Genomic DNA, 20,528 nt, shown 5'->3' on the forward strand with positions numbered 1-20,528 from the left:
ATCCCTTGTCCTCACGCGCCTTACCTAATATAGCTAAAAGTAATTAAGTTATATCTTTATAGTCCTTGCAGATATAAGCGGTACTTGATGAATTGTTATCAATGCCACCTTCCAAAAAAGATGCGCCATAAGCTACCTCTGCTTTTGCTTCAGCTAAGAGCTTCCCTTGCTCTAGCGTCATGATCAGAGCCAAGTCATCAGAGGCATCCACAATTAAGTCAAACCAACGGAGCAAGAGAATGGAGCGCTCTTTTGCGGTTAAGGATCGCTAAGCAGGCAACGCCCGATCAGCTGCCGCAATCGCCGCTTCGGCTTCAAGACTACCTAAATTAGCTACGTGGGCAAGCGCTTCACCTGTGGCTGGATTATTTACCGGAACGCAGCTGGCACCACCAACCCACTTCCCATCAATCAAGGCTTCGCCATGAAGAAGGGTGGGTGGTCTTAACGCGCGAAAAAAGCAGAAGTAGCCATAGTTTCTTTGATGTGTGAAATAAAATTTAACTATAGTTAATGAATTATTTTCAGATTGAAGAAAAAAGAAATTCTTAATCGCCATTACTGCTTAAGGGATTCACTATAGATTTCATCATTGAGCTAGTAACAATGAGCACCCAAGTGGATCTTAGGTGCTCTCGTTTTTTTGCTCCATATTCGGATGGGAAATTCCAGCTATACGCCAAAATACAATAACAAAGCCTGCCGTGCGTAGATCTGATATTTCTTAAGGGGAATCAATTCATTGGCATCAGTCGCATTAACCAGTATTTCGCAATCCAGTAGCAATGCCATTAATAGAGATATGAATAGCCCGTTGTACACGCTCATCATGCTTACCTGCGCGATAACGTCGTACCAGCTCAATTTGTAAATGATGCAGTGGATCAATATAAGGGAAGCGATTTCTAATAGATCTAGCTAAATCTGGATTATTTGCTAATCGTACCTTCTCACCGGTAACCAAGTTAAGAGCATCTACCGTCTTCATCCACTCCGCCTTAATTGCGCTAAATATTTTTTTACGCAACACCAGATCAGGAACAAGCTCGCTATAGCGAGATGCTAGGGCTAAATCACTTTTAGCCAAGGCCATATCCATATTTGAGAGCAGAGTTCTAAAAAACGGCCACTCCTGATACATTTTTTTCAAAAGATGTAGGGCTACTTTTTGCTCTGCAGGTTTGCCCTGACTTAAAAAGTCCTGAATAGCCGAGCCAAAGCCATACCAACCCGGCAGCGTTAATCGACACTGCCCCCAACTAAATCCCCACGGGATTGCGCGCAGATCTTCAAGCTTTTGACCAGCCTTACGACTAGAAGGGCGGGAACCAATATTCAGCTTTGCAATCTCTCGAATCGGTGTCGCATCAAAAAAATACTCTGCAAATCCAGGGGTGCCGTAAACCAGTTTGCGATAAGCGCTCATACTATCTTGAGATAACCGGGCTGCAGCACCTAAGAACGCATCGCTTGCTGGTTTAGCAGGCTTTAACAAAGTAGCCTCTAAAGTTGCTGCCACTAAAGTCTCTAAGTTACGCCTACCAATCTCAGGATTAGCGTACTTTGATCCAATTACTTCACCCTGCTCAGTCAAGCGAATTTGACCCCGCACTGTACCCGGCGGCTGTGCCAGAATAGCCTCATAGCTTGGACCACCACCGCGACCAACTGTGCCACCTCTGCCATGAAATAATCGTAATTGCACCCCATGCTGATGTTCTAAGGGCTCCATTACGCTAACAAGTGCGAGCTCGGCACAATAGAGCTCCCAGTTACTGGCAACAATACCGCCATCCTTATTGGAATCTGAGTACCCCAACATAATGTCTTGCTCAGCGCCAGATCGCTTGACCAAATCCAGGATGCCAGGCAAAGCATAAAACGCCTGCATGATAGGGGCCGCATTACGTAAGTCTTCTATTGTTTCAAACAAGGGAACCACAATCAAATCAGCCGATGCTTTTTTACCTAAAGTATTGTGCATTAGCCCCACTTCTTTTTGAAGCAACAACACCTCCAATAGATCGCTAACCGTTTCTGTATGGCTAATGATGTAATGTCGAATAGTCTCATTGCCAAATAGCTCTCGCGTTTTTTTAGCCATTTCGAAAATCGCAATCTCTGAAATTGTAAAGTCAGAATATTGATTACCCATCACGCGCAATGGCCGCGGATCTTTTAATAAAGACAGTAAAAGCTCACGTTTTTCTTCTTCAGTAAGACCAGAGTAATTTTTTTCAATCGCCCCTACATTTAATAGCTCGGCAAGTACAGCCTCATGCCTATCTGAGCTTTGTCGTAAATCAATCGTAGCAAGGTGAAATCCAAAAACCTCAACAGATCTAATCAAGCCCCGCAGACGTCTATCCGATAACACCTTGGCGCCTTGAGAAACCAGAGAGGCCTCTATTGTCTTCAGGTCTGAAAGGAATTCTTGTGCGGAGGTGTAAGGACTCCGAGGGGTCACTGCTTGATAAGCGGGATCCAATCCAGTAAGCGCTGTCAGCGTCGCGGCAAGTCTTGAATAAATACCGGTGAGCGCTCTACGATAGGGCTCATCTTGATGGTGCTCATTAGTATCTTGGGAAACTGCAGCCAGCTCTTGCATTTTTTTTGGGAACTTTAAAAGCAAGGCCGAGACTGATAATTCCCTCCCCAAGTGATGCACTTCTGTTAAATAATGCTGCAATACCATTTCAGCCTGCCTCGAAACAGCGTATTCGAGCGTCTTTGCACTTACGTTGGGGTTACCGTCACGATCACCCCCAATCCATTGGCCCATTTTTAGAAAGCTAGCAACGGGGTTTCCCGCAAGGCAATCTTCTAACTGCGCATAAATTTTCGGAATTTCTTTTAAAAAGGTAGTTTTATAGTACGTCAGTGCGTTTTCAATTTCATCAGCAACAGTGAGCTTAGTAACCCGCAATAGACGGGTATACCAAAGTTGTAATACGCGAGCACGTATTTGCTCTTCGTTCGCCTTAAGCTCCGTATTCAGTAGCGCATCTTTCTCTGGCTTATTCGCTCTGGATGATTCTCTGATTTGATCGCGCTTTGTCAGTAAATTGGCAATATCACGCTCAGCTTCCAAGATACTAGTTCTTTGCACTTCTGTTGGATGTGCAGTAAGTACTGGCGAGATCAAACTCCGTTCTAAGGTCTTTGAGATCACCTTGTTCGTCACGCCCGCAGCATGCAGCTTCTTCATGGCAACAGGAATACTGCCATCCTGATGATTGCCTGACCGTTCATTGGCTACACGGCAACGAATGTGATGTCTATCCTCAGCCAAGTTTGCTAAATGACTGAAGTAAGTAAAAGCTCTGAGCACCTTCATAGCGCTGTCACTATCGAGCCCTTTGAGTAATTTAGTGAGCTCTTGATTGGCCTTTTGATTGGCATCGCGATGAAAAGAGATAGATAATTTCCTCACCCGCTCTACCAGTCCGTAGCAAGTATCACCCTCTAGCTCACGCACTATATCGCCTAGAATTTTACCCAGCAGACGAATGTCTTCCACTAAAGGTAATTCTGTATTTTTCGATTTAATCATCTAATATATTTCGTAGATTCAAACACGAAGTGCAACACGGTTTAAGGACTGCATAAACACTTCATTGGGGGTTTTAAATCCCAACCTCTTACGAGGTCGGTTATTAAGCTTGCTTTCAATCATTCTAAGCTCCTCATCAGTTACGGTGGATAAAGGCCTCTTTTTTGGGGATGTATTGCCTTAGTAAGCCATTGAAGTTTTCATTAGAACCGCGTTGCCAACTGGCAAAAGGATCAGCAAAGTAGGTGGTGGATTGCAGTGCTGTATCAATCCGGGCGTGCTCGGCAAATTCCTTTCCGTTGTCATAAGTTAGTGTTTTGACCTTAGCTTGATAGGGGGCCAGTCCTTCAATAATGGCGTTACCTACCAGGGTCGAAGTTTTATTGGGTACTTTGGCTAGAACAGCATAACCACTCTTGCGCTCCACTAAGGTCACAATAGCTTGTTTGTGCGCTGCCCCAATCACGGTATCGCCTTCCCAGTGACCGACTTGAGATCTGGCTTCAATATGCTCTGGGCGCTCACTAATCGGCCTTCTGCCTACGATCTGGCCTCGTCGATCCCGGCCACTGGCATAGCGCTTTTTACGTTTCTTTTGACAGCGTAACTGCTGGTAAAGAGTGCCACCAGCGGCTTTATCAGCATAAACATGGCGATAGATGGTCTCATGGCTAATCCCTACAACATCTGCGATTTGCTCAGGGCTCCATTGGTCTTGTAGGTACTCTACCGTTTGATCCCAATCAGCTGGGGTGATTTGGGTAGCATTACGAGAGCCTAGGGAGCGTTCCTCTGCTAATAAACAGGCTTGTCTCGGTCGATATCCTCTGCCTCCGGTATTGCGAGATAGCTCTCGGCCAATGGTCGACTTATGTCGATTCATGAGCTGGGCGATCTGGCTTTGGGTTTTTCCGTCTTTCATGAGGATATAAATCTGATATCGTTCTTCTTGGCTAAGGTGTTGATAGGTCATGGCTACTTTGACTTGCAGGTCTAGAAACTATGGATACTAAAATATCCTTAGCCACTAGCTCTAATTGATCAAAGTTGCACTTCGTAGTTGAATTCACCTTTAGTAAATGCGAATTGTTAAGTGATATCACGTCTTCGCTAGTATTACTCTAGATCTTGATAAGCCCAACATCACAATTGATTATGCAATAGTGACTACGCAATAATCATGATGAAGATCAAGCCAATGCTAGCAATGAAGAGGGTCTCCACCACTAGCATGACAACGGGCTGCCAGCCAAGCTTAGCCAGCTCCTGAAAATTACTCTTTAAGCCCACTGCTGCAATGGCAATGACTAACATCCAGCGAGATAAGTCCCCGATAGAATGCGTTACAGAGGATGGCAAGATTTGCATAGAGGCCACAATAGATAAAGCCACAAATCCGATCAGGAAAGTGGGTATCAGTCGTAAGCTACTCCATCCTATGCGTGCAGAGGATTTTTCCGCGCCAAAGAATATAGAGATAAAAAGTACAACTGGCAGCAATAAGGCAACCCGGAATAGCTTTACTACCGTAGCAACGTCACCCGCCTCTGGGCCAAATAACATGCCAGCTGCAACGACTTGCGCCACATCATGAATAGTGGCACCAAGAAAAATGCCTGCCAACAAGGGGCTTACATTTAACATTTGCAAAACAAAGGGATAGATCACCATCGCAATGGTCGATAGTACAGTCACCCCAACCACTACTAATAAAGTAAAGCGCTCGTTTTCTTTTGTTTTAGGTAGTACGGATGCTACAGCCAAAGCCGCTGATGCCCCGCAAATTCCGACAGATCCGCCCGCGATCAAACCACAGTCCGGCGAAAGCTTCAACAGTTTAGCCAATAAAAAACCCAGAGTGACCGTAGCAACAACTGCAAAGATCACCATCAATCCGGTATTTAATCCAATCGCCCCAATATCAGCAAAAGTAATCCGAATGCCCAAAAAAGCAACACCTAAGCGTAAGATGGTTTTGGCACAAAAATCAATTCCTGGTTTTACTTTGTCATTCAGATAGAGAAAATGCAAAGATAGGCCAATTAATAAGGCGTACAACAATTGCGGTCCACCATAATTCTCAGATAGAAAACTGGTAGACATCGCGATGACTAAACAGACTAGTAGCCCAGGAATATTTTTCTGGGCCTCTTTGATCAAGTGCATCTAAGCTACTATCTCGTTGAAATATTCATGGCTGGAAGTATCGAGAGTAGATACCCGCCACTCTAATGGCTCATCCTGAATACCTAGGGCTACTCGACGAATAACCAATACTGGGGCGTCTGAATCTAATCCAAGCCACTCAGCATGCTGTTTACCAGCAAGCCCGGCTCGTAAACGCTCACTACTGCGCACAACAGACTGGCCAAACTCCATTTGGTACATCTGGTAGATGCTGCCCTTGCGATTGATAAAATCAGTCCGATTGAGGCCTTCAAACCTCTTCTTATCCAGAGTAATTTGATCAATCATGACGCATTGCCCCTCCAATGAAAGGCGATTAGTCACCCTCCAAACTGGAGAGCCTTCTTTAATCTGCAATTTACTAGCCTCTTCCTTATTAGCAATAGCGCTATTCAGGGATATTAGCTCTACCTTTGGGTAGACTTTTTTTTCTGCATCATTTTTCACCACATGAAAAAAGTAATACAACAACCTTTTTAGATCATGCTCAACAACATAGGTGCCCCTACCTTGGCGGCGGACAACAATATTTTCTGCTACCAGCTCATCCACTGCTTTACGCAGGGTACCTATTGATACATCCAATTCTTTCGACAAATCCTTTTCAGCAGGCAAAGCCTGCCCCATGGGATATCGACCCCTGACCAAATCCTCAGTAATTTTTTGCTTTACCTCTTGATAGGCGGTCAGGGTTTTCATACTAAACCTTATGCTGATTCGTACAAACGGGTTAATACAAATTCACGATGACCCAGAATCTCAGAAGCAGTCAGTTCACCATCAGCGGTTCGCTTGAGGCAATCCAACAACTTATCGCCTGCTTGATCCATATTTTCTTCGCGACGCAAAATACCAGATACGTCAACGTCAATGTGCTCACCCATAGTGCGAACTGTTTTTGGATTTGCGCAAATCTTAATTACTGGAAGAATCGCATTGCCAATGACGTTGCCCTGTCCCGTTGGGAAAAAGTGTGCTGTAAAACCAGCAGCGGCACACAAAGTAACCATTTCAGCAGCAGCTGAAGAAGAGTCCATAAAGTGCAGACCTGGAATTTTTGGCTCTTCGCCTTTATCCAAAACGCTGTCAACAATACATTTCTTGCCAATTTTTTGGATATTACCAAGCGCTTTTTCTTCAATCGTTGTCAAGCCACCAGCAATATTTCCCTTAGTTGGCTGTGAATCCGAAAGATCGCTTGTCTTATGACGCTCAATCACATCTTGGTAGCGATCAAACATTTCGCGAAACTTCTTCTTAACCTCTGGAGTACGGCAACGGGCTTCAACTAAATGCTCGCCACCAGTTAATTCAGTAGTCTCACCAAACACTAATGTAGAACCAATTTCGTACAACTTATCAAACGCATCGCCAACTGTTGGGTTTGCACCGCAACCTGAAGTAGTGTCTGATTCTCCGCACTTAGTGGATACCCACAACTCAGATAATGGGGCAGATACACGCTTCTGCTTGGAAGCATGTTTCACCATACTGTAAGCGGCTTTACTGGCTGCTGCGATGGTTGCTGTATCTCCATTGCCTTCAATCCAGAAACCTTCAACAGGTTTACCAGATGCTTTGATACCGTCTACAACGATTTTTGTCCACTGTGGCTCAATACCAATTACCACTACTGCGGCAACGTTAGGATTAGAACCTGTACCAATCAAAGTACGGAAGTGTAGATCCAAGTCTGCTCCAAACTGCAAGCGTCCATAGGAGTGAGGAATTGCCATGCCGCCCTTGATGTTATTTGCAACAGCTTCACAAGCAGCATTCGATAAGTCATCTAAAGGCAAAATCAATACGTGGTTGCGAATGCCCATGCGGCCATTTTCGCGGCGGTAACCTAAAAAGGTTGCGTCTTTCAAATTAGTCATTTTTTATCTTTCTGAATGAATGGGGTGTAAGAGACTGGATTACCAGCGCTTCGTTTTTACGTTTTGGACATGAAGGTGCTCGCCTTTTTTAATTGGAGCTACTACCTTGCCAATATCAACACCGTATTTCATGACTGTGTCACCGGTCTTGAGGTCATTCAATGAAATTTTATGACCAATTGGAATGTCGCTTTCCGATTTAATATTTAAAGTCAGGTCACCATCCATTACCCAACCAGTTAAATCAGTGCCGGCTTTTACGCCCTCAACTACGATAACGCCTACGCCATCTCCTGGCTCATGCACGACAAAATGGATCATTACCTTCTCCTTATTGATCTTGTTTTTAAACTACTAAGTCCATAGCTGACGAATGCCAGCCTGAATTTCCTCTACAACTACATCTGAAACCATCACACCATTTTTCAAGCCTTTTTCACGCTGCTGAAAACGGCGCTGCCCCGGAAGACGGATGCCAGAATCTACCGCCATCTCCTCTAGAAAGGACTGCATCCGACCAGCAAATACTTGGGGGCCCGCTAAACCTGGATCGACTGTGACTAAAAGCTGGCCAATACGAGGACGATTTCCTTTGGCATCAAAGAAAGAATCTGCCTCATAAGAAAATCGACTTCCAGATAAACCCACCACCAGTAATTCAACAATCAAAGCGAGCAAAGCACCCTTATCACCACCTAATGGCAACATTAAGCCTTTGAGGCCTTCCTGTGGATCCGTCGTTGGCTTGCCATCTATAGTCAATGCCCAACCCTCAGGTATACGTTCGTCATTTTTAGCGGCAACCAATAATTTTCCACGGGCTACCGCTGATAAAGACATATCAATCACTAAGGGATTGGTATCGCCATTCGGAAAGGCAGCTGCAATCGGATTAGTCCCAAATATCGCCTTAGTACCACCAACCATTGGCATGGCAGCTGGTGTATTGCCAAACAACAAAGAGATATAGCCTGCACGAGCAGCGGCCTCAACATAATGACCCGCCACCCCAAAGTGATGGCTATTTTTTACTGCTACCAATCCAATACCCGTTTTAGACGCAAGATTCACCGACAGGTCAGTAGCTAAACGAAGTGATGGGAACGCCAAACCATCCGCCGCATCGACCAAGGCTGCAGATAATTTGAATGCCGTTACCTTAGTTTTGGGTGCCAACTCAATACGGCCATTTTTTGCATGTGCAGCATATTGAGAGACTCTGGCCATGCCGTGTGAAGCCAAGCCATCCAACTCGGCCAAAGCAAGAAATTTAGCTGTTTGATGCGCTGCCCGAGCTTCGATACCCGCAGCCTTGAGGCCAGACTTGGCTAAGGACACCATCTCAGAATACGAAAGATTCACGCACAAACCCCTAGTAAAAAACTACGGGTTTTAATGACTTGACGAAGGGCGCTTTCAGAGTGCAAAATTATTGACATGTGTAAATCATATAGATGATTTAGATATCATGCAAGACCCAATTAATTGTGCAGCGCAATGAAAATAAAGTGGCGCTATTCAAGAGTTGGAGGAGACAGTAGTCAGTAACAAAATAATATAAATACTCAGTAGCAAAGAAGCATAGTTTTGAATGTACAGACAAAAAAATAACAAATCAAATCACCACTGGAGGTCAACCGATGTTTACGATGAAAAAAGATAAGTTCAGCAGACGTTTATTTTTAATAGCTAGCGCACTCACATTGGCTATGCCCCAATTAGCCAATGCCCAATCATGGCCTACAAAGCCTATTAAACTGGTCATCCCATTCGCAGCTGGCGGCACTACTGACATTTTAGGAAGACTGTTAGCGCAGCAACTGACAAAAGATTTAGGTCAAAATGTCATCGTAGAAAATAAAGGTGGAGCTGGCGGCAATATTGCTGCTGAGTTTGTAGCGCAATCAGCTGCAGACGGTTACACCATCATGCTTGCATCCGGCAGCATGCTGACAGTAAATCCCTACCTCTATAAAAAATTACCGGTAAATTACAGCAAGGACTTTGTCAACATCACCAACGTTGCTAGTGGTCCGATGCTGCTATCTGTGAGCACAAAAATACCGGTCAAAACTCTGAATGAATTTGTTACCTATGCAAAGATCAAGGATTTGAATTTCGGTTCCGCAGGAATTGGTAGCCAAGTACACATGGCGGGTGAGAATCTAATCTATTCAACAAATATTCCTGCGACTCATGTTCCTTATAAAGGAGAATCCGCAGCCATCAATGATTTAGTAGCCGGTCAAATTGATTTTATGGTTGGTAACTTAACAGCCGCAACTGGATTTGCAAAAGCGGGCCAGATTAAGCCTATCGCCGTTACTAGTGCCAAGCGCGTTAAACAACTACCTGATGTGCCAACTGTTGCAGAAAGTGGCGTACCTGGATTTGAAAGCACCGGTTGGTTTGGTTTGTTAGCACCCGCGAATACACCCACAGTAATTACTAATAAGATCTATGAGGCAACGGTAAAGGCTGTGAATTCTGAAGCAATGAAAAAGAGTTTGGACCTAAATGGTCTCACTCCAATAGTGAACTCACAAAAAGACTTTGATGCGCAAATCAAAGCTGAGTCAGCTAACTGGGAAAAGGTCATTAAAGGTCGTAACATCAGCGCTCAATAAGAGTCTGTTTCATCAATAAAAAAGCGAGGATTTATCCTCGCTTTTTTATTGATCCGATAGCAGATGATTATGTAATTTGCCTTATTAGTAAGATCACCCCAGCAAAAACCAAGATACTTCCATACGCAATACGCATTGAGGCATTAGTTAGTTTTGTATGCACATGGGTGCCGATCCAAATCCCCAAAAAAGTAATTGGCATTAAACATAAAGCAAGGCCAAGCACAGGCCAGCTCAGTATCAGTCCCGTAGCCAACATCAAAGATAAACGTAAAAAAGTCAGGATAAAGAGAGTAAATGCCATCGTTGCACGCAAAGCTCTGGGATCGCTAATGCGCAAAGCGAAATAAGAGACATAAATAGGACCCCCAGTGGCAAATATTGCCGTAAAGACTCCTCCAAAGAATCCAAAAGGTGCGGCCCACCACCTATTAATAGGCTCCCGAAGTTCAGTATGGCGCTGAAGCAATACCCTGAGGCCATTCATTGCAGCGAATACCCCCAAGATCAACAGTAGCGGCTCACTAGGAGCGCTCACTAAAAGAAAAATACCCAGCACCATTCCGATTAAGCTAAATGGAAATAGCCATTTCAGCTCCGGCATATTGACATCACTGGAAGACTTGCGGCCAACATACAGCGAAGCGCAAATATCCACCAGCACCATCACAGGAACCACCACCTTGAGGGGGTACATTAGTACCAGCAAAGGCACCGCTACGATAGATGATCCAAATCCTGAAACACCAAAGATAAAAAAGGCGCAAAACATCACTAATACGGTCAATGCAAATGAGACTGGCTCGATTAAGTCAAAAATAATCAGCTCTCAACTAAGATAATTTGACCTGGCTTAATCATCGTAAATAGCACTGGCCTATTTTCAATATGTAATCCCGCCTGATCCAAATGTACCGCAGTAAAGTAGGACTCCTCAAGCGATCCTGGATCTGGGAAGTCATCGCGATAATGTGCTCCCCTGGAATTTTCACGAGAGATAGCCGCATCGGTTACCGCCTGACTAACCAAAATCAAATTCTGTAAGTTCATCCAATCTTGCCACGTAACGCTGTATTGACGTTGAATATTCCCTACCCCCATTTGTTCCAGCTGCTTGCCCAAATCCGCTAATTCATCGCGTGCTCGCAGCAAACTTTCTTTTGTGCGTGAGATGCCCACATCACTCCACATGCATTCTGCCAAGGCATCGCGTATTTTCTCAATATCTCCAGCAGGCTTTTGTAAGGGAGCTTCATGCGCTTGGATACTGTCATTTACCTCATGCATATTGCAGGGCTGCAACTTCTGAGACGTGACCCACTGCGCCATTACCTCGCCAGCAATACCGCCAAATACTGTTGAGTTAGCAACGCCATTACCGCCAAGACGGTTTGCACCATGAACACCGCCGGTATCTTCGCCAGCAGCAAATAATCCCGGTAAATCGGTACTGCAGTCTTTTCTAAATACCAAGCCACCCATCATGTAATGGGCGGTCGGTACGACCTCAACCAAATCTTCAGCCAAATCAAAGCCACTGTCAGCGCAACGCTCAACCATGCCTTTAAATTGCTTACGGACGTTATCCGGGCCAAGGTGGCTCATTTGAATATAGACGCCCCCATTCGGTGTGGCTCTGCCTGCTCGTATTTCTGAATTAATTGATCTTGAGACAATATCTCTTGTAGCTCGTTCATTGCGGGGATCATAGTTACTCATGAAACGCTCATGATTGCCATTGAGTAAATAGCCGCCTGCGCCTCTGAGGCCTTCCTCTAAAACGGTGCCCGTCATTCTGGTTCCGGGCCCAGCCAACATGCCGGTAGGATGAAATTGCACCATCTCCATATCCCGCAACGTTAGCCCTGCGCGCAATGCCATGGCCAAACCATCACAACTCTTATCGCCAGAAGGGGTGTGGTATTTGTACATAGTTGGTCCACCACCTGTGGCGAGCAACACTGCTTTCGCACGTACTAATGTAAATTCTCCCGTCTGCATGTTCAGCATCAAGACACCGGCAAGCGACTTACCGTCTTCACTATGAATCAATTCAATTGCACGATGCTCTTCTAGGCGATCAATACCTCTTGACCAGACCTGTTCAGCCAAGCGATTGATAATTTCGATACCGGTTAAGTCACCTTTATGCACGGTGCGATCAAAAGTTTGGCCCGCAAATGCTTTCTGATGAACGGTGCCATCTGGATTTCGATCAAAGAAACAGCCCAACTCATTCTCAAGCTCATGAATGCGCTCAACCGCCTTACTCACTAATGTCCATGCGAGCTCTTGATCAGATAGCCATTTGCCACCCTCAATCGTATCCATAAAATGGCGTTCAACAGAATCACCTTCTGCCAAGGCTACGTTATACCCACCTTGAACCATCCGAGTACATCCACACTTGCCCAGCAAACCCTTTACCGCGATGGTGATACGAAGCTCAGGATTGGTTTGATGCGCATGCAATGCGGCAAAGAGTCCAGCGCCTCCGGAACCCAGAATCAGAATATCCGTTTCAATCGTTTGTAAGCTCATGAGGTAATTCCTAAACTTTTTAAAACCGCTTCTTTTTTGCGATCGACCTCTGCCTTGACTTCTTTATAAATGCTGCCGCCATGACTATCCATTGCCACTAGCAATGGCCCAAAGTCTTTAATCTTGAAGCGCCAAAGCGACTCGGGATTGAGATCATCCATATCCACATCCTCAATTTGCTCAATCCAGGTCGTTTCCAGTGCCGCAGTACCGCCAATAATGGCTAGATATACGCCACCGATTTCCTGAAACGCAGCAGCAGATCCTTCGCGCATTCCACCTTTGCCAACAATCATACGCACGCCATTTTCCATCATGAGTGGGCGTGTAAAACGCTCCATACGGTCTGAGGTTGTCGTACCAATGCAAATAGGCTGGTAACCGGCTGGATAGGCTTCACTCACTGGAACTTTACGCACGTTTGGAGCTGTGTGGATGACCGCATGGCCATGAAGATCAAAGCGGGTTTTTCGTCCGTGATCAAATAAATGAATTTGCGTCGCATCACGAATACCAAATAAAGTATTTTGCAAGGTGACGGTGTCATTAATGCGTAGCTTACGAATATCTGCTTCACTGACGGGAGTTGGAAGGTTGTAATGGGCCATTTGTCTTCCTAGAATCCGTAAGTAACGCCGCTAGGCGTAAAAGTAGCTCGCGCTCTGCGGGCGGAATGGCATTGCATGTTCACTGCCACTGGATTAAGGGTGATGTGCGTATGGGCTAGTTCTACATGAACTGCAAAGGCCGTGCCATCTCCGCCTAATCCCTGAGGGCCAATGCCGAGTTGATTTACTGCGGCAGTTAATTCTGTCTCTAGCTTAGCGCCTTCTTCATCTGTGCATACACTCCCCAAAGCTCGAGTTGCCGCCCGCTTTGCCATTGCAACGCATTGCTCTGAAGTACCGCCCACCCCAACCCCAACAATCGTCGGAGGGCAAGTCTTTCCACCAGCAGAAACGACGCTCTCAATCACAAATGCTTTTACACCTTTAATACCATCAGCTGGAATGGCCATCTTCAAAAAGGAGTTATTCTCTGAACCGCTTCCCTTTGGAATCATTTCAATTTCAAGTATCTCATCTCCATCGCAATAATCGATGCTAATTGCTGGCATATCAATGCCGCAGGAAGTGTGATTATTTTTTCTGGTAATGGGATGAACCACGGAAGATCGCAAAGGATGCTCGGTAGTGGCACGCTCACAACCTTTACGGATTGCAGCCTTTAACTCCATGCCATCAAACTGAACATTACTGCCAATTTTTACCTTATAAATAGGTAGGCCAGTATCTTGACAGAGTAAGTTATCTTCACGCTCTGCCACCGCTATATTGGTGATCATGGTTTTCAAAACGACTTGAGCGCGTGCATCTGTTTCATCATTATTGAGGCGCTCAATACCGGCTTTAACATCATCTGGCAGAACCTTCAAGGCCCGAATATATAGCTCTTTGCAGGCCTCTTCCACCATGCTCATCTGTAATTGCATATTGCCCCCGATTAATCTGCTAATGCTAAAAATAAAAGGCCGGAAATAATCGACAGCACAATTGCAGCCTGAATCCAACCTTTACGTAATCCACGCCATGCGCCAAACTCAATGATCAGCAGACGAACTCCGCCAACCAGATGAATAGTTAACAGCGTTACGAGACCCCATTCTCCGACCTTGACCACCCAAAAATCCGTCAGCTTTAAATACCGATCTAATTCACTTGCACCAAATAAGGACTGTGACAGTAAAAAGAAGTGGATCGGCAAGAAGCAAGCCAGCAGCAGTCCCGAGATACGATGCGCCATATAAATACAGTAGGACGAATGGGATTTGGCCCGATGATCTATTGTTGGTCTATTGCTCATCGCCCTACCCCACCAGTAAAAACGCCAATCACAGCAGCGCTTCCCAAGACTAGAATCAGAGCGGCTAGCAACCATGGCAAGATCATTACCTTAGGAGAATGCGCAAAATTTTCTCGCAAAATGTTAGCGACGCCAATCGGCGCATGTACGAAACAAGCCAGTACAAATACCTCATAAAAAATGGCAAAAAACCAATTGCCTTGAGTTCGCCCTAGAATCTCGCCAGCAGTCAAGCCACCTCGGATGGCATAGAACATGATGAATAAATGCACTGCAACACACAAGCCCAGCACCATTGCGCTCATGCGTTGTGCGTACCAAAGCTTAGCCTGCAAGATAGCGCTGCTGTTGATGGCAACACTCATAATTTCCCCCACTTACTACCGCGTACCGCAGCACTTGCTACCAGCCTCTTTAATCCAGAAATGCCGGCTGTAGGTGATAACTGTTTTGGGCAGCGCTCTGTACAGCTGCCATGAGTGTGGCAAGTGTGACAACCAGCATCCCCAGCCACCGCACGCAATCGATCTAACTGCTGGATATCGCGCACATCATTGGTGAGTGTCCAAGCACGATTTAATGCTGCAGGACCTAGATAATCGGTGCGGCTTGCAACCACATCGCATGAGGCATAACAAACAGCGCAGCCGATACATTCAATACCCGCATTAGCAAGTTGTCTCTCCTCAGACTCTGGCTCAACCTTCGCAAAATCATCATGCCGGGTTTTTTCGCCCTTGAAGAATCCAACCGCACCCTTCCATTTATTAAAGAACTCACGCATATCCGTTGCCAGATCTTTGATCACTGGCAAATTATTTAAAGGGGCAATCTCTAAAGTATCCCCATCCAGTATCTGAGACACATGGGTTCGACAGGTCCAGCGGGCTACGCCGTTGACCGTCATTGCGCAGGATCCGCACATACCCACGCGACAAGCAAAGCGGTAACTAAGTGTTGGATCTAACTGTCGCTGGATGTAGGTAACCACATCCAAAACGGTTTGATTGGGGTTGCGGGGCACTGGGTACTCAACAAACTCACCCTCTTGGGCACCGCGCCATACTTTGACTTTGAGATTTGTATTTGACATGAGTGAATTATATCGGTAGATTATAAAAAATAAATCGAATATAATTTTCTTTGAAATAAAAAATTATTTTATATAGATACCCATGTCCAGCATTCGAATACTAAAGAACTTTCTCGTTATCGCAAGGCATAAAAGCGTTGCTGCTGCAGCTAAGGAGATTAGCTTAACTGCAGCCGCTGCCGGACAGCAACTGCAAATACTAGAAGCGGAGATTGGAGTCGAGTTATTTGATCGGACTAAACGCTCCCTTACCCTAAATCACCACGGTAGAGCCATGATTGAGCCTATCCAAGAAATTGTTGCTCGATATGAGTCTTTGGGGTCAAACTTCAAGTCAGACTTAAGTGGAACACTAGTTTTGGGGGCGCTTGTATCTACTCTGATGGGAGCCTTCGGTAGCACCTTAAATCAAATAAAAAAACAATATCCCAATCTAGAAATTAAGCTGATTGCTGGCTTATCCAATAATTTTTTAGATCAACTAATTGAGGGGACACTCGATGCCGCTATTGTGACTGAGTCTCCATATACCTTACCCCAAAACATTCAGTGGACTGAGCTCTACACCGAGCCCATGATTCTAATTTATCCCAACCTCAAGAGCAAAATCAAACGCACGCCCAGAGAACTATCGGGCGAATTGCCATTTATTCGTTTTGAGAGAAACACTTGGACCGGGCATCTTGTAGATCAAACGATCAAATCGAATAAGCTTATCATTCAAGAAAGTATGGAGCTGAATTCAGTTGAGGCAATTATTGAGCTAGTTAGACAGGGTCATGGTTTCTCAATCATTCCAAAACTCGCCAATATCGCTTGGCAAGATGATCGCCAATTAGCAATATCACCGCTTTCTGGAAAAACAATCCACAGAAAAGTAGGGTTGCTAGAAAGACGGAAACATTCTCGTCAGAATATGACGCAAGAAATTAAAAGGCTCTTTTTAGAGCAATTTAACCCAAAGGTGGCACATCTTCGAGACACTCAAAAATGAGTATTCACGAGGGACCTCAAACTACTGACATCGATACCGCTCTGTAAAAAAACGCATCAATGATTTAGCTGCTCGCTCTTGATTAAACTGAGGATGAGTCTGATTCCAGGTCAAAAACTCCTGCAAAATAGCCTCTCTGGTGCCAGTCTTTGACGAGAAACAAATACTAGGCTTACGTTTTGAATCAAGATTAGACAAATAAGCTTGATAAACGCCCTCCCCGAATCCAAAACAAAAGTTTTGCGCATCTATATCGCTGGTCTCTTTACAAAGCTCTACCAGAGCCTGAGTAGAGGCATCATTCTGAGGTAGATTCACTTGAGAAAAAGTATTGGAATAAGGCAATAGCCCCATTCCTGCTACAAGCAATATCATTCGAAATTTATTCATGGCAATGTCTTCTTCAAGTTAGCGCCTAAATCCACCCATGTGACCGCCACCAAATCCACCTCGGCTGCCATATCGACTATCGGCAAAGCGATCATTCCGAGCCTGATCTCTCATCATATTTTCTTGTGCAGCTTCTCGATCATTATTTGGATTTGCTCTATCCCGCTGCTGATCGTTGCGCGCCTCTTGATTGAGCTGATTTGCTTGAGCGCGCTCTTGGGGCGTTGCATCTTTTTGAAATGCGGTATTAGCCTTCTGCCCTGCTGACTTCACATCTTGTCGATCCTGAGGAGTGGCGTTATTTTTCCAATCACTCAGTAGGCGCTGTTGATTCTGAATGCTGCTTGGCCCAATTACACCCCTGGAGGACCTTGTAGATGCGTTGGTGTTATTGACATTAATCGTGCCATTAGACCAACTTGGTGTAGACCAAAATGACTCACCTACAGCAAGACCCAAGCCAAAAGACATTGCACCCCATGCTGGGTTGTAAGCAGGATAAGGTGGATATTCAGGATAGGGCCAGGCACCATAGACTACTGTGGGGTTATAGCTTGGCACATACACCACTTGTGCATTAGCAGGAAGAATCAAAATATTACTGCTAGCGTCTACACTAACAGTCATCTGCTGATTCGATTTCAAAGTTCCTGCTTGAGTAGCGCGTTTACGTAAAACCTGAACAGCTTGCATTGTGTCTGCAGCTTGTAATTTATAGGCATTACCGAGATTCTGAGTCCACTGCAATTGACTCCCCATCATATTAAAGGCCTGTGGAAAGGAGATCAAAGATTTGACACTATCGTTCCATGACTGCGCTTTTAAGGCATTTTGCAATGCTGAGCCGCTTAAGCCAGAGTTTCCTCTGCGCCAGTTGTAGGCTTCAGCTACCTCAAGCGGATAAGTAGACGCAAGCAGCATTAACGACAGCAATGAATCTGGGTAAAGTGCAATGGGAGAAACGAGTGACTGCAATTGGGCGGAGGATATCCGCTGTGGAGCACTGTCATAGGCAGTGCTCTGCGTATAACTCTGAGGAAAAGGGGTGGTCTGAGAGTAAGGATCGCCATTATTAGCGCAGGCCACTAGAAAAACTGCGCAAGCAATCGAACATCCTATTTTGAGTTGAGTCTTCATCAAGAACGCCGCCTCTCTTATGTTCAATACTGCTAGTTTAATGATTCTCTTTGGCATGATTGATGGTGTATTTCGGTATCTCAATTACCAGATTCTCACGAGCCACAATGGCCTGACAAGAAAGACGAGATTGAGGCTTAAGCCCCCACGCACGATCGAGCAAGTCCTCTTCGTTTTCATCCGGCGTGTTAAGGCTTTGATAGCCCTCTTTCACAATGACGTGGCACGTAGTGCAAGCACACACCATATCGCAAGCATGCTCAATCGGGATATGGTTTTCTAGTAAAGCCTCGCAAATCGACGTGCCAGGAGTTACTTCGAGCACCGTACCTTCGGGACAATATTCACTATGAGGTAAAACAACAATCTGGGTCATCTTCGATATTTTCTTTAATTAAATTTCAGCAACATTCTTACCAGCTAGAGCTCGCTTAATACTCGCGTTCATGCGCCTCTGGGCAAACTCATCGCTCGCTTTTGCGGCATGATCTACTGCTTTTCTGAGAACTGCACTGTCGGTTTCATCTTGAAGAATTTTTTGGAGATTGCGCATCTCTTGATCAACAACAATCTGCTCTTCGGAACTGAGTAGCGCGCGATCAGAGTCGAGTGCTGTTTGCACGGCATCCAATAAACGCTGCGCATTCACTTGCTCTTCACGCAAAGATCTTGCCAGAAGATCGATTTTTGCAGAAGCAAATCCATCCTTCAGCATACGAGCAATTTCTGCATCCGTTAAACCATAAGAAGGCTTAATATCAATGGAGGCTTGGACACCTGATCCCTGCTCCATTGCACTGACAGATAATAGGCCATCTGCGTCGACTTGAAATGTCACCCGAATACGAGCAGCGCCAGCAGCCATTGCCGGAATACCGCGCAACTCAAACTTCGCTAAGGAGCGGCAGTCTTGCGCAAGCTCACGCTCACCTTGAACTACCTGAACAGCTAAAGCAGTTTGTCCATCTTTAAAGGTCGTGAAATCCTGTGCGCGTGCGACTGGTATGGGGGTGTTGCGTGGAATGATTTTTTCTACTAAGCCACCCATCATCTCAATACCAAGAGAAAGGGGAATGACATCCAATAAGAGCCACTCGTCATCCTTACTTTGATTACCAGCAAGCAAATCAGCCTGCATAGCAGCGCCTAATGCAACCACCTGATCAGGATTTAAATTATTGAGTGGCTTACTGCCAAAAAGTTCGCCGACAGCACGTTGCACATGAGGCATACGAGTTGCGCCACCGACCATCACTACGCCTTTAACTTCTTCTGCTTTTAGGCCGGCGTCACGCAATGCCTTTTTTACTGCCACCAGCGTCTTATTAACTAAATGTTGAGTGATCTCAAAGATTTGGGCCTGACTAATACCCACATTAACAACTGTTCCATCCACGAGTATTTCATGAACGTGCGCTAATGGATTATGGCTGAGCAATTCTTTAGCATGCTTACAAGACAGCAAAAGTTTACGATGATCCTGAATACTCAGAGGCGCTAGATTAGCCTGCTCAATAACCCAGCAATATAGACGATGATCAAAGTCATCACCCCCTAAAGCAGAGTCTCCACCAGTAGAGAGCACTTCAAATACCCCTCTACTCATTTTCAGAATGGAGATATCAAAGGTACCGCCGCCTAAATCGTATACCGCATAAATACCCTCAGATGCATTATCTAGACCATATGCAATTGCTGCAGCAGTAGGCTCGTTGAGTAAGCGCAAGACTTCAATACCCGCTAACTTAGCTGCATCTTTAGTGGCTTGACGCTGAGCATCATCAAAGTAAGCCGGCACGGTAATCACAGCGCCAACAATTTCATCATTGACAGAATCTTCTGCTAGCTGACGCAAGCGCGCTAAAATTTCTGCCGAGACCTCAATCGGACTCTTATCGCCAGCCACGGTTCTCAATTTCAACATGCCAGGCTCATCGACAAAGTCGTAAGGTGCGCTTTCAATATTCTCGACATCCATGATGCCTCGACCCATAAAACGCTTAACCGATGCAATGGTATTTTTAGGATCAGAGACAATGCTCTCGAGCGCCTCGAAGCCAGCTTGAGTTCGGCCATTGGGTAAATAGCGCACTACCGAAGGAAGTAGCTCTCGCCCTTCTGCATCAGGAAGCACTTTAGGCAAAGCGTCGCGCACTATTGCCACCAAAGAATTGGTAGTACCCAAATCAATGCCTACTGCAATACGACGCTGATGCGGAGCAAGTGATTTACCGGGTTCAGAAATTTGTAATAGGGCCATGGA

20 protein-coding genes and 2 pseudogenes are annotated in these 20,528 nt (G+C 45.4%); 2 read left to right on the forward strand and 20 right to left on the reverse strand.

The window, feature by feature from the left end; all coding sequences use genetic code 11:
- Positions 1–43: 43 nt before the first annotated feature.
- From QUD86_RS05950 to QUD86_RS05990, 9 genes and pseudogenes are all read right to left on the reverse strand, one after another.
- Positions 44–253: pseudogene (locus tag QUD86_RS05950) on the reverse strand (aldehyde dehydrogenase family protein); the annotation flags it as partial.
- A gap of 15 nt (positions 254–268) precedes the next feature.
- Positions 269–415: a hypothetical protein gene (locus QUD86_RS05955; protein ID WP_286295859.1), complete on the reverse strand. Its 147-nt coding sequence runs from the start codon at positions 413–415 to the stop codon at positions 269–271.
- 342 nt (positions 416–757) lie between these two features.
- Positions 758–3,553, reverse strand: a complete 2,796-nt coding sequence (gene ppc / locus QUD86_RS05960; RefSeq protein ID WP_286295860.1) for a phosphoenolpyruvate carboxylase — start codon at positions 3,551–3,553, stop codon at positions 758–760.
- Positions 3,554–3,571: 18 nt separating this feature from the next.
- A pseudogene (locus QUD86_RS05965) lies at positions 3,572–4,526 on the reverse strand (IS30 family transposase).
- Positions 4,527–4,720: 194 nt separating this feature from the next.
- Positions 4,721–5,719, reverse strand: coding sequence for a YeiH family protein (locus tag QUD86_RS05970; RefSeq protein ID WP_286295862.1), 999 nt, complete (start codon positions 5,717–5,719; stop codon positions 4,721–4,723).
- Complete coding sequence (locus QUD86_RS05975) at positions 5,720–6,439, reverse strand: GntR family transcriptional regulator (protein ID WP_286295864.1); 720 nt, start codon at positions 6,437–6,439, stop codon at positions 5,720–5,722.
- Between the two features lie 8 nt (positions 6,440–6,447).
- Positions 6,448–7,620 carry a UxaA family hydrolase gene (locus tag QUD86_RS05980; RefSeq protein ID WP_286295866.1) on the reverse strand — a complete coding sequence of 391 codons (1,173 nt, stop codon included), beginning with the start codon at positions 7,618–7,620 and terminating at the stop codon, positions 6,448–6,450.
- 39 nt (positions 7,621–7,659) lie between these two features.
- Positions 7,660–7,941: a flagellar biosynthesis protein FlgA gene (locus QUD86_RS05985; RefSeq protein ID WP_286295869.1), complete on the reverse strand. Its 282-nt coding sequence runs from the start codon at positions 7,939–7,941 to the stop codon at positions 7,660–7,662.
- Between the two features lie 33 nt (positions 7,942–7,974).
- Positions 7,975–8,982: an Ldh family oxidoreductase gene (locus QUD86_RS05990; protein WP_286295871.1), complete on the reverse strand. Its 1,008-nt coding sequence runs from the start codon at positions 8,980–8,982 to the stop codon at positions 7,975–7,977.
- A gap of 278 nt (positions 8,983–9,260) precedes the next feature.
- Between QUD86_RS05990 and QUD86_RS05995 the strand changes: the two genes are divergently transcribed.
- The gene (locus QUD86_RS05995) at positions 9,261–10,247 is read left to right on the forward strand and encodes a Bug family tripartite tricarboxylate transporter substrate binding protein (protein ID WP_286295873.1); all 987 of its coding nucleotides are present in this window, start codon (positions 9,261–9,263) and stop codon (positions 10,245–10,247) included.
- A 67-nt stretch (positions 10,248–10,314) separates the two neighbouring features.
- Here QUD86_RS05995 and QUD86_RS06000 read toward each other — a convergent pair whose 3' ends face one another.
- Genes QUD86_RS06000 through QUD86_RS06030 form a run of 7 tightly spaced genes read right to left on the reverse strand, consistent with a single transcriptional unit; the run spans position 10,315 to position 15,744 of the window.
- Positions 10,315–11,034: a sulfite exporter TauE/SafE family protein gene (locus QUD86_RS06000; RefSeq protein ID WP_286295876.1), complete on the reverse strand. Its 720-nt coding sequence runs from the start codon at positions 11,032–11,034 to the stop codon at positions 10,315–10,317.
- Positions 11,035–11,069: 35 nt separating this feature from the next.
- Positions 11,070–12,788 carry an L-aspartate oxidase gene (locus QUD86_RS06005; protein ID WP_286295877.1) on the reverse strand — a complete coding sequence of 573 codons (1,719 nt, stop codon included), beginning with the start codon at positions 12,786–12,788 and terminating at the stop codon, positions 11,070–11,072.
- Positions 12,785–13,396, reverse strand: coding sequence for a fumarate hydratase C-terminal domain-containing protein (locus tag QUD86_RS06010; protein WP_286295878.1), 612 nt, complete (start codon positions 13,394–13,396; stop codon positions 12,785–12,787). The genes QUD86_RS06005 and QUD86_RS06010 overlap by 4 nt, the downstream gene beginning before the upstream one ends.
- Positions 13,397–13,404: 8 nt before the next feature.
- Entirely contained in the window at positions 13,405–14,280 is an 876-nt protein-coding gene (locus QUD86_RS06015) for a fumarate hydratase (protein ID WP_286295879.1), read from the reverse strand.
- Between the two features lie 11 nt (positions 14,281–14,291).
- On the reverse strand, positions 14,292–14,651 hold the full coding sequence (sdhC, locus tag QUD86_RS06020; protein WP_286295882.1) for a succinate dehydrogenase, cytochrome b556 subunit: 360 nt from the start codon (positions 14,649–14,651) through the stop codon (positions 14,292–14,294).
- Entirely contained in the window at positions 14,648–15,016 is a 369-nt protein-coding gene (locus QUD86_RS06025) for a succinate dehydrogenase (RefSeq protein ID WP_286295884.1), read from the reverse strand. The genes sdhC and QUD86_RS06025 overlap by 4 nt, the downstream gene beginning before the upstream one ends.
- Complete coding sequence (locus QUD86_RS06030; RefSeq protein WP_286295885.1) at positions 15,013–15,744, reverse strand: succinate dehydrogenase/fumarate reductase iron-sulfur subunit; 732 nt, start codon at positions 15,742–15,744, stop codon at positions 15,013–15,015. The genes QUD86_RS06025 and QUD86_RS06030 overlap by 4 nt, the downstream gene beginning before the upstream one ends.
- A gap of 82 nt (positions 15,745–15,826) precedes the next feature.
- Here QUD86_RS06030 and QUD86_RS06035 point away from each other — a divergent pair, with 82 nt between their 5' ends.
- Complete coding sequence (locus QUD86_RS06035) at positions 15,827–16,738, forward strand: LysR family transcriptional regulator (protein ID WP_286295887.1); 912 nt, start codon at positions 15,827–15,829, stop codon at positions 16,736–16,738.
- Between the two features lie 21 nt (positions 16,739–16,759).
- Here QUD86_RS06035 and QUD86_RS06040 read toward each other — a convergent pair whose 3' ends face one another.
- Genes QUD86_RS06040 through hscA form a run of 4 tightly spaced genes read right to left on the reverse strand, consistent with a single transcriptional unit; the run spans position 16,760 to position 20,525 of the window.
- Positions 16,760–17,128, reverse strand: coding sequence for a Rap1a/Tai family immunity protein (locus QUD86_RS06040; protein WP_286295889.1), 369 nt, complete (start codon positions 17,126–17,128; stop codon positions 16,760–16,762).
- Between the two features lie 18 nt (positions 17,129–17,146).
- Positions 17,147–18,265, reverse strand: a complete 1,119-nt coding sequence (locus QUD86_RS06045; protein ID WP_286295890.1) for a DUF3300 domain-containing protein — start codon at positions 18,263–18,265, stop codon at positions 17,147–17,149.
- 37 nt (positions 18,266–18,302) lie between these two features.
- Positions 18,303–18,641 carry an ISC system 2Fe-2S type ferredoxin gene (fdx, locus tag QUD86_RS06050; RefSeq protein ID WP_286295891.1) on the reverse strand — a complete coding sequence of 113 codons (339 nt, stop codon included), beginning with the start codon at positions 18,639–18,641 and terminating at the stop codon, positions 18,303–18,305.
- 18 nt (positions 18,642–18,659) lie between these two features.
- Positions 18,660–20,525 (reverse strand): Fe-S protein assembly chaperone HscA, encoded by a 1,866-nt coding sequence (hscA, locus tag QUD86_RS06055; RefSeq protein WP_286295892.1) that lies wholly within the window; start codon positions 20,523–20,525, stop codon positions 18,660–18,662.
- Positions 20,526–20,528 lie beyond the last annotated feature (3 nt).

The organism is Polynucleobacter sp. TUM22923 (assembly GCF_030295705.1).
Lineage (GTDB): Bacteria > Pseudomonadota > Gammaproteobacteria > Burkholderiales > Burkholderiaceae > Polynucleobacter.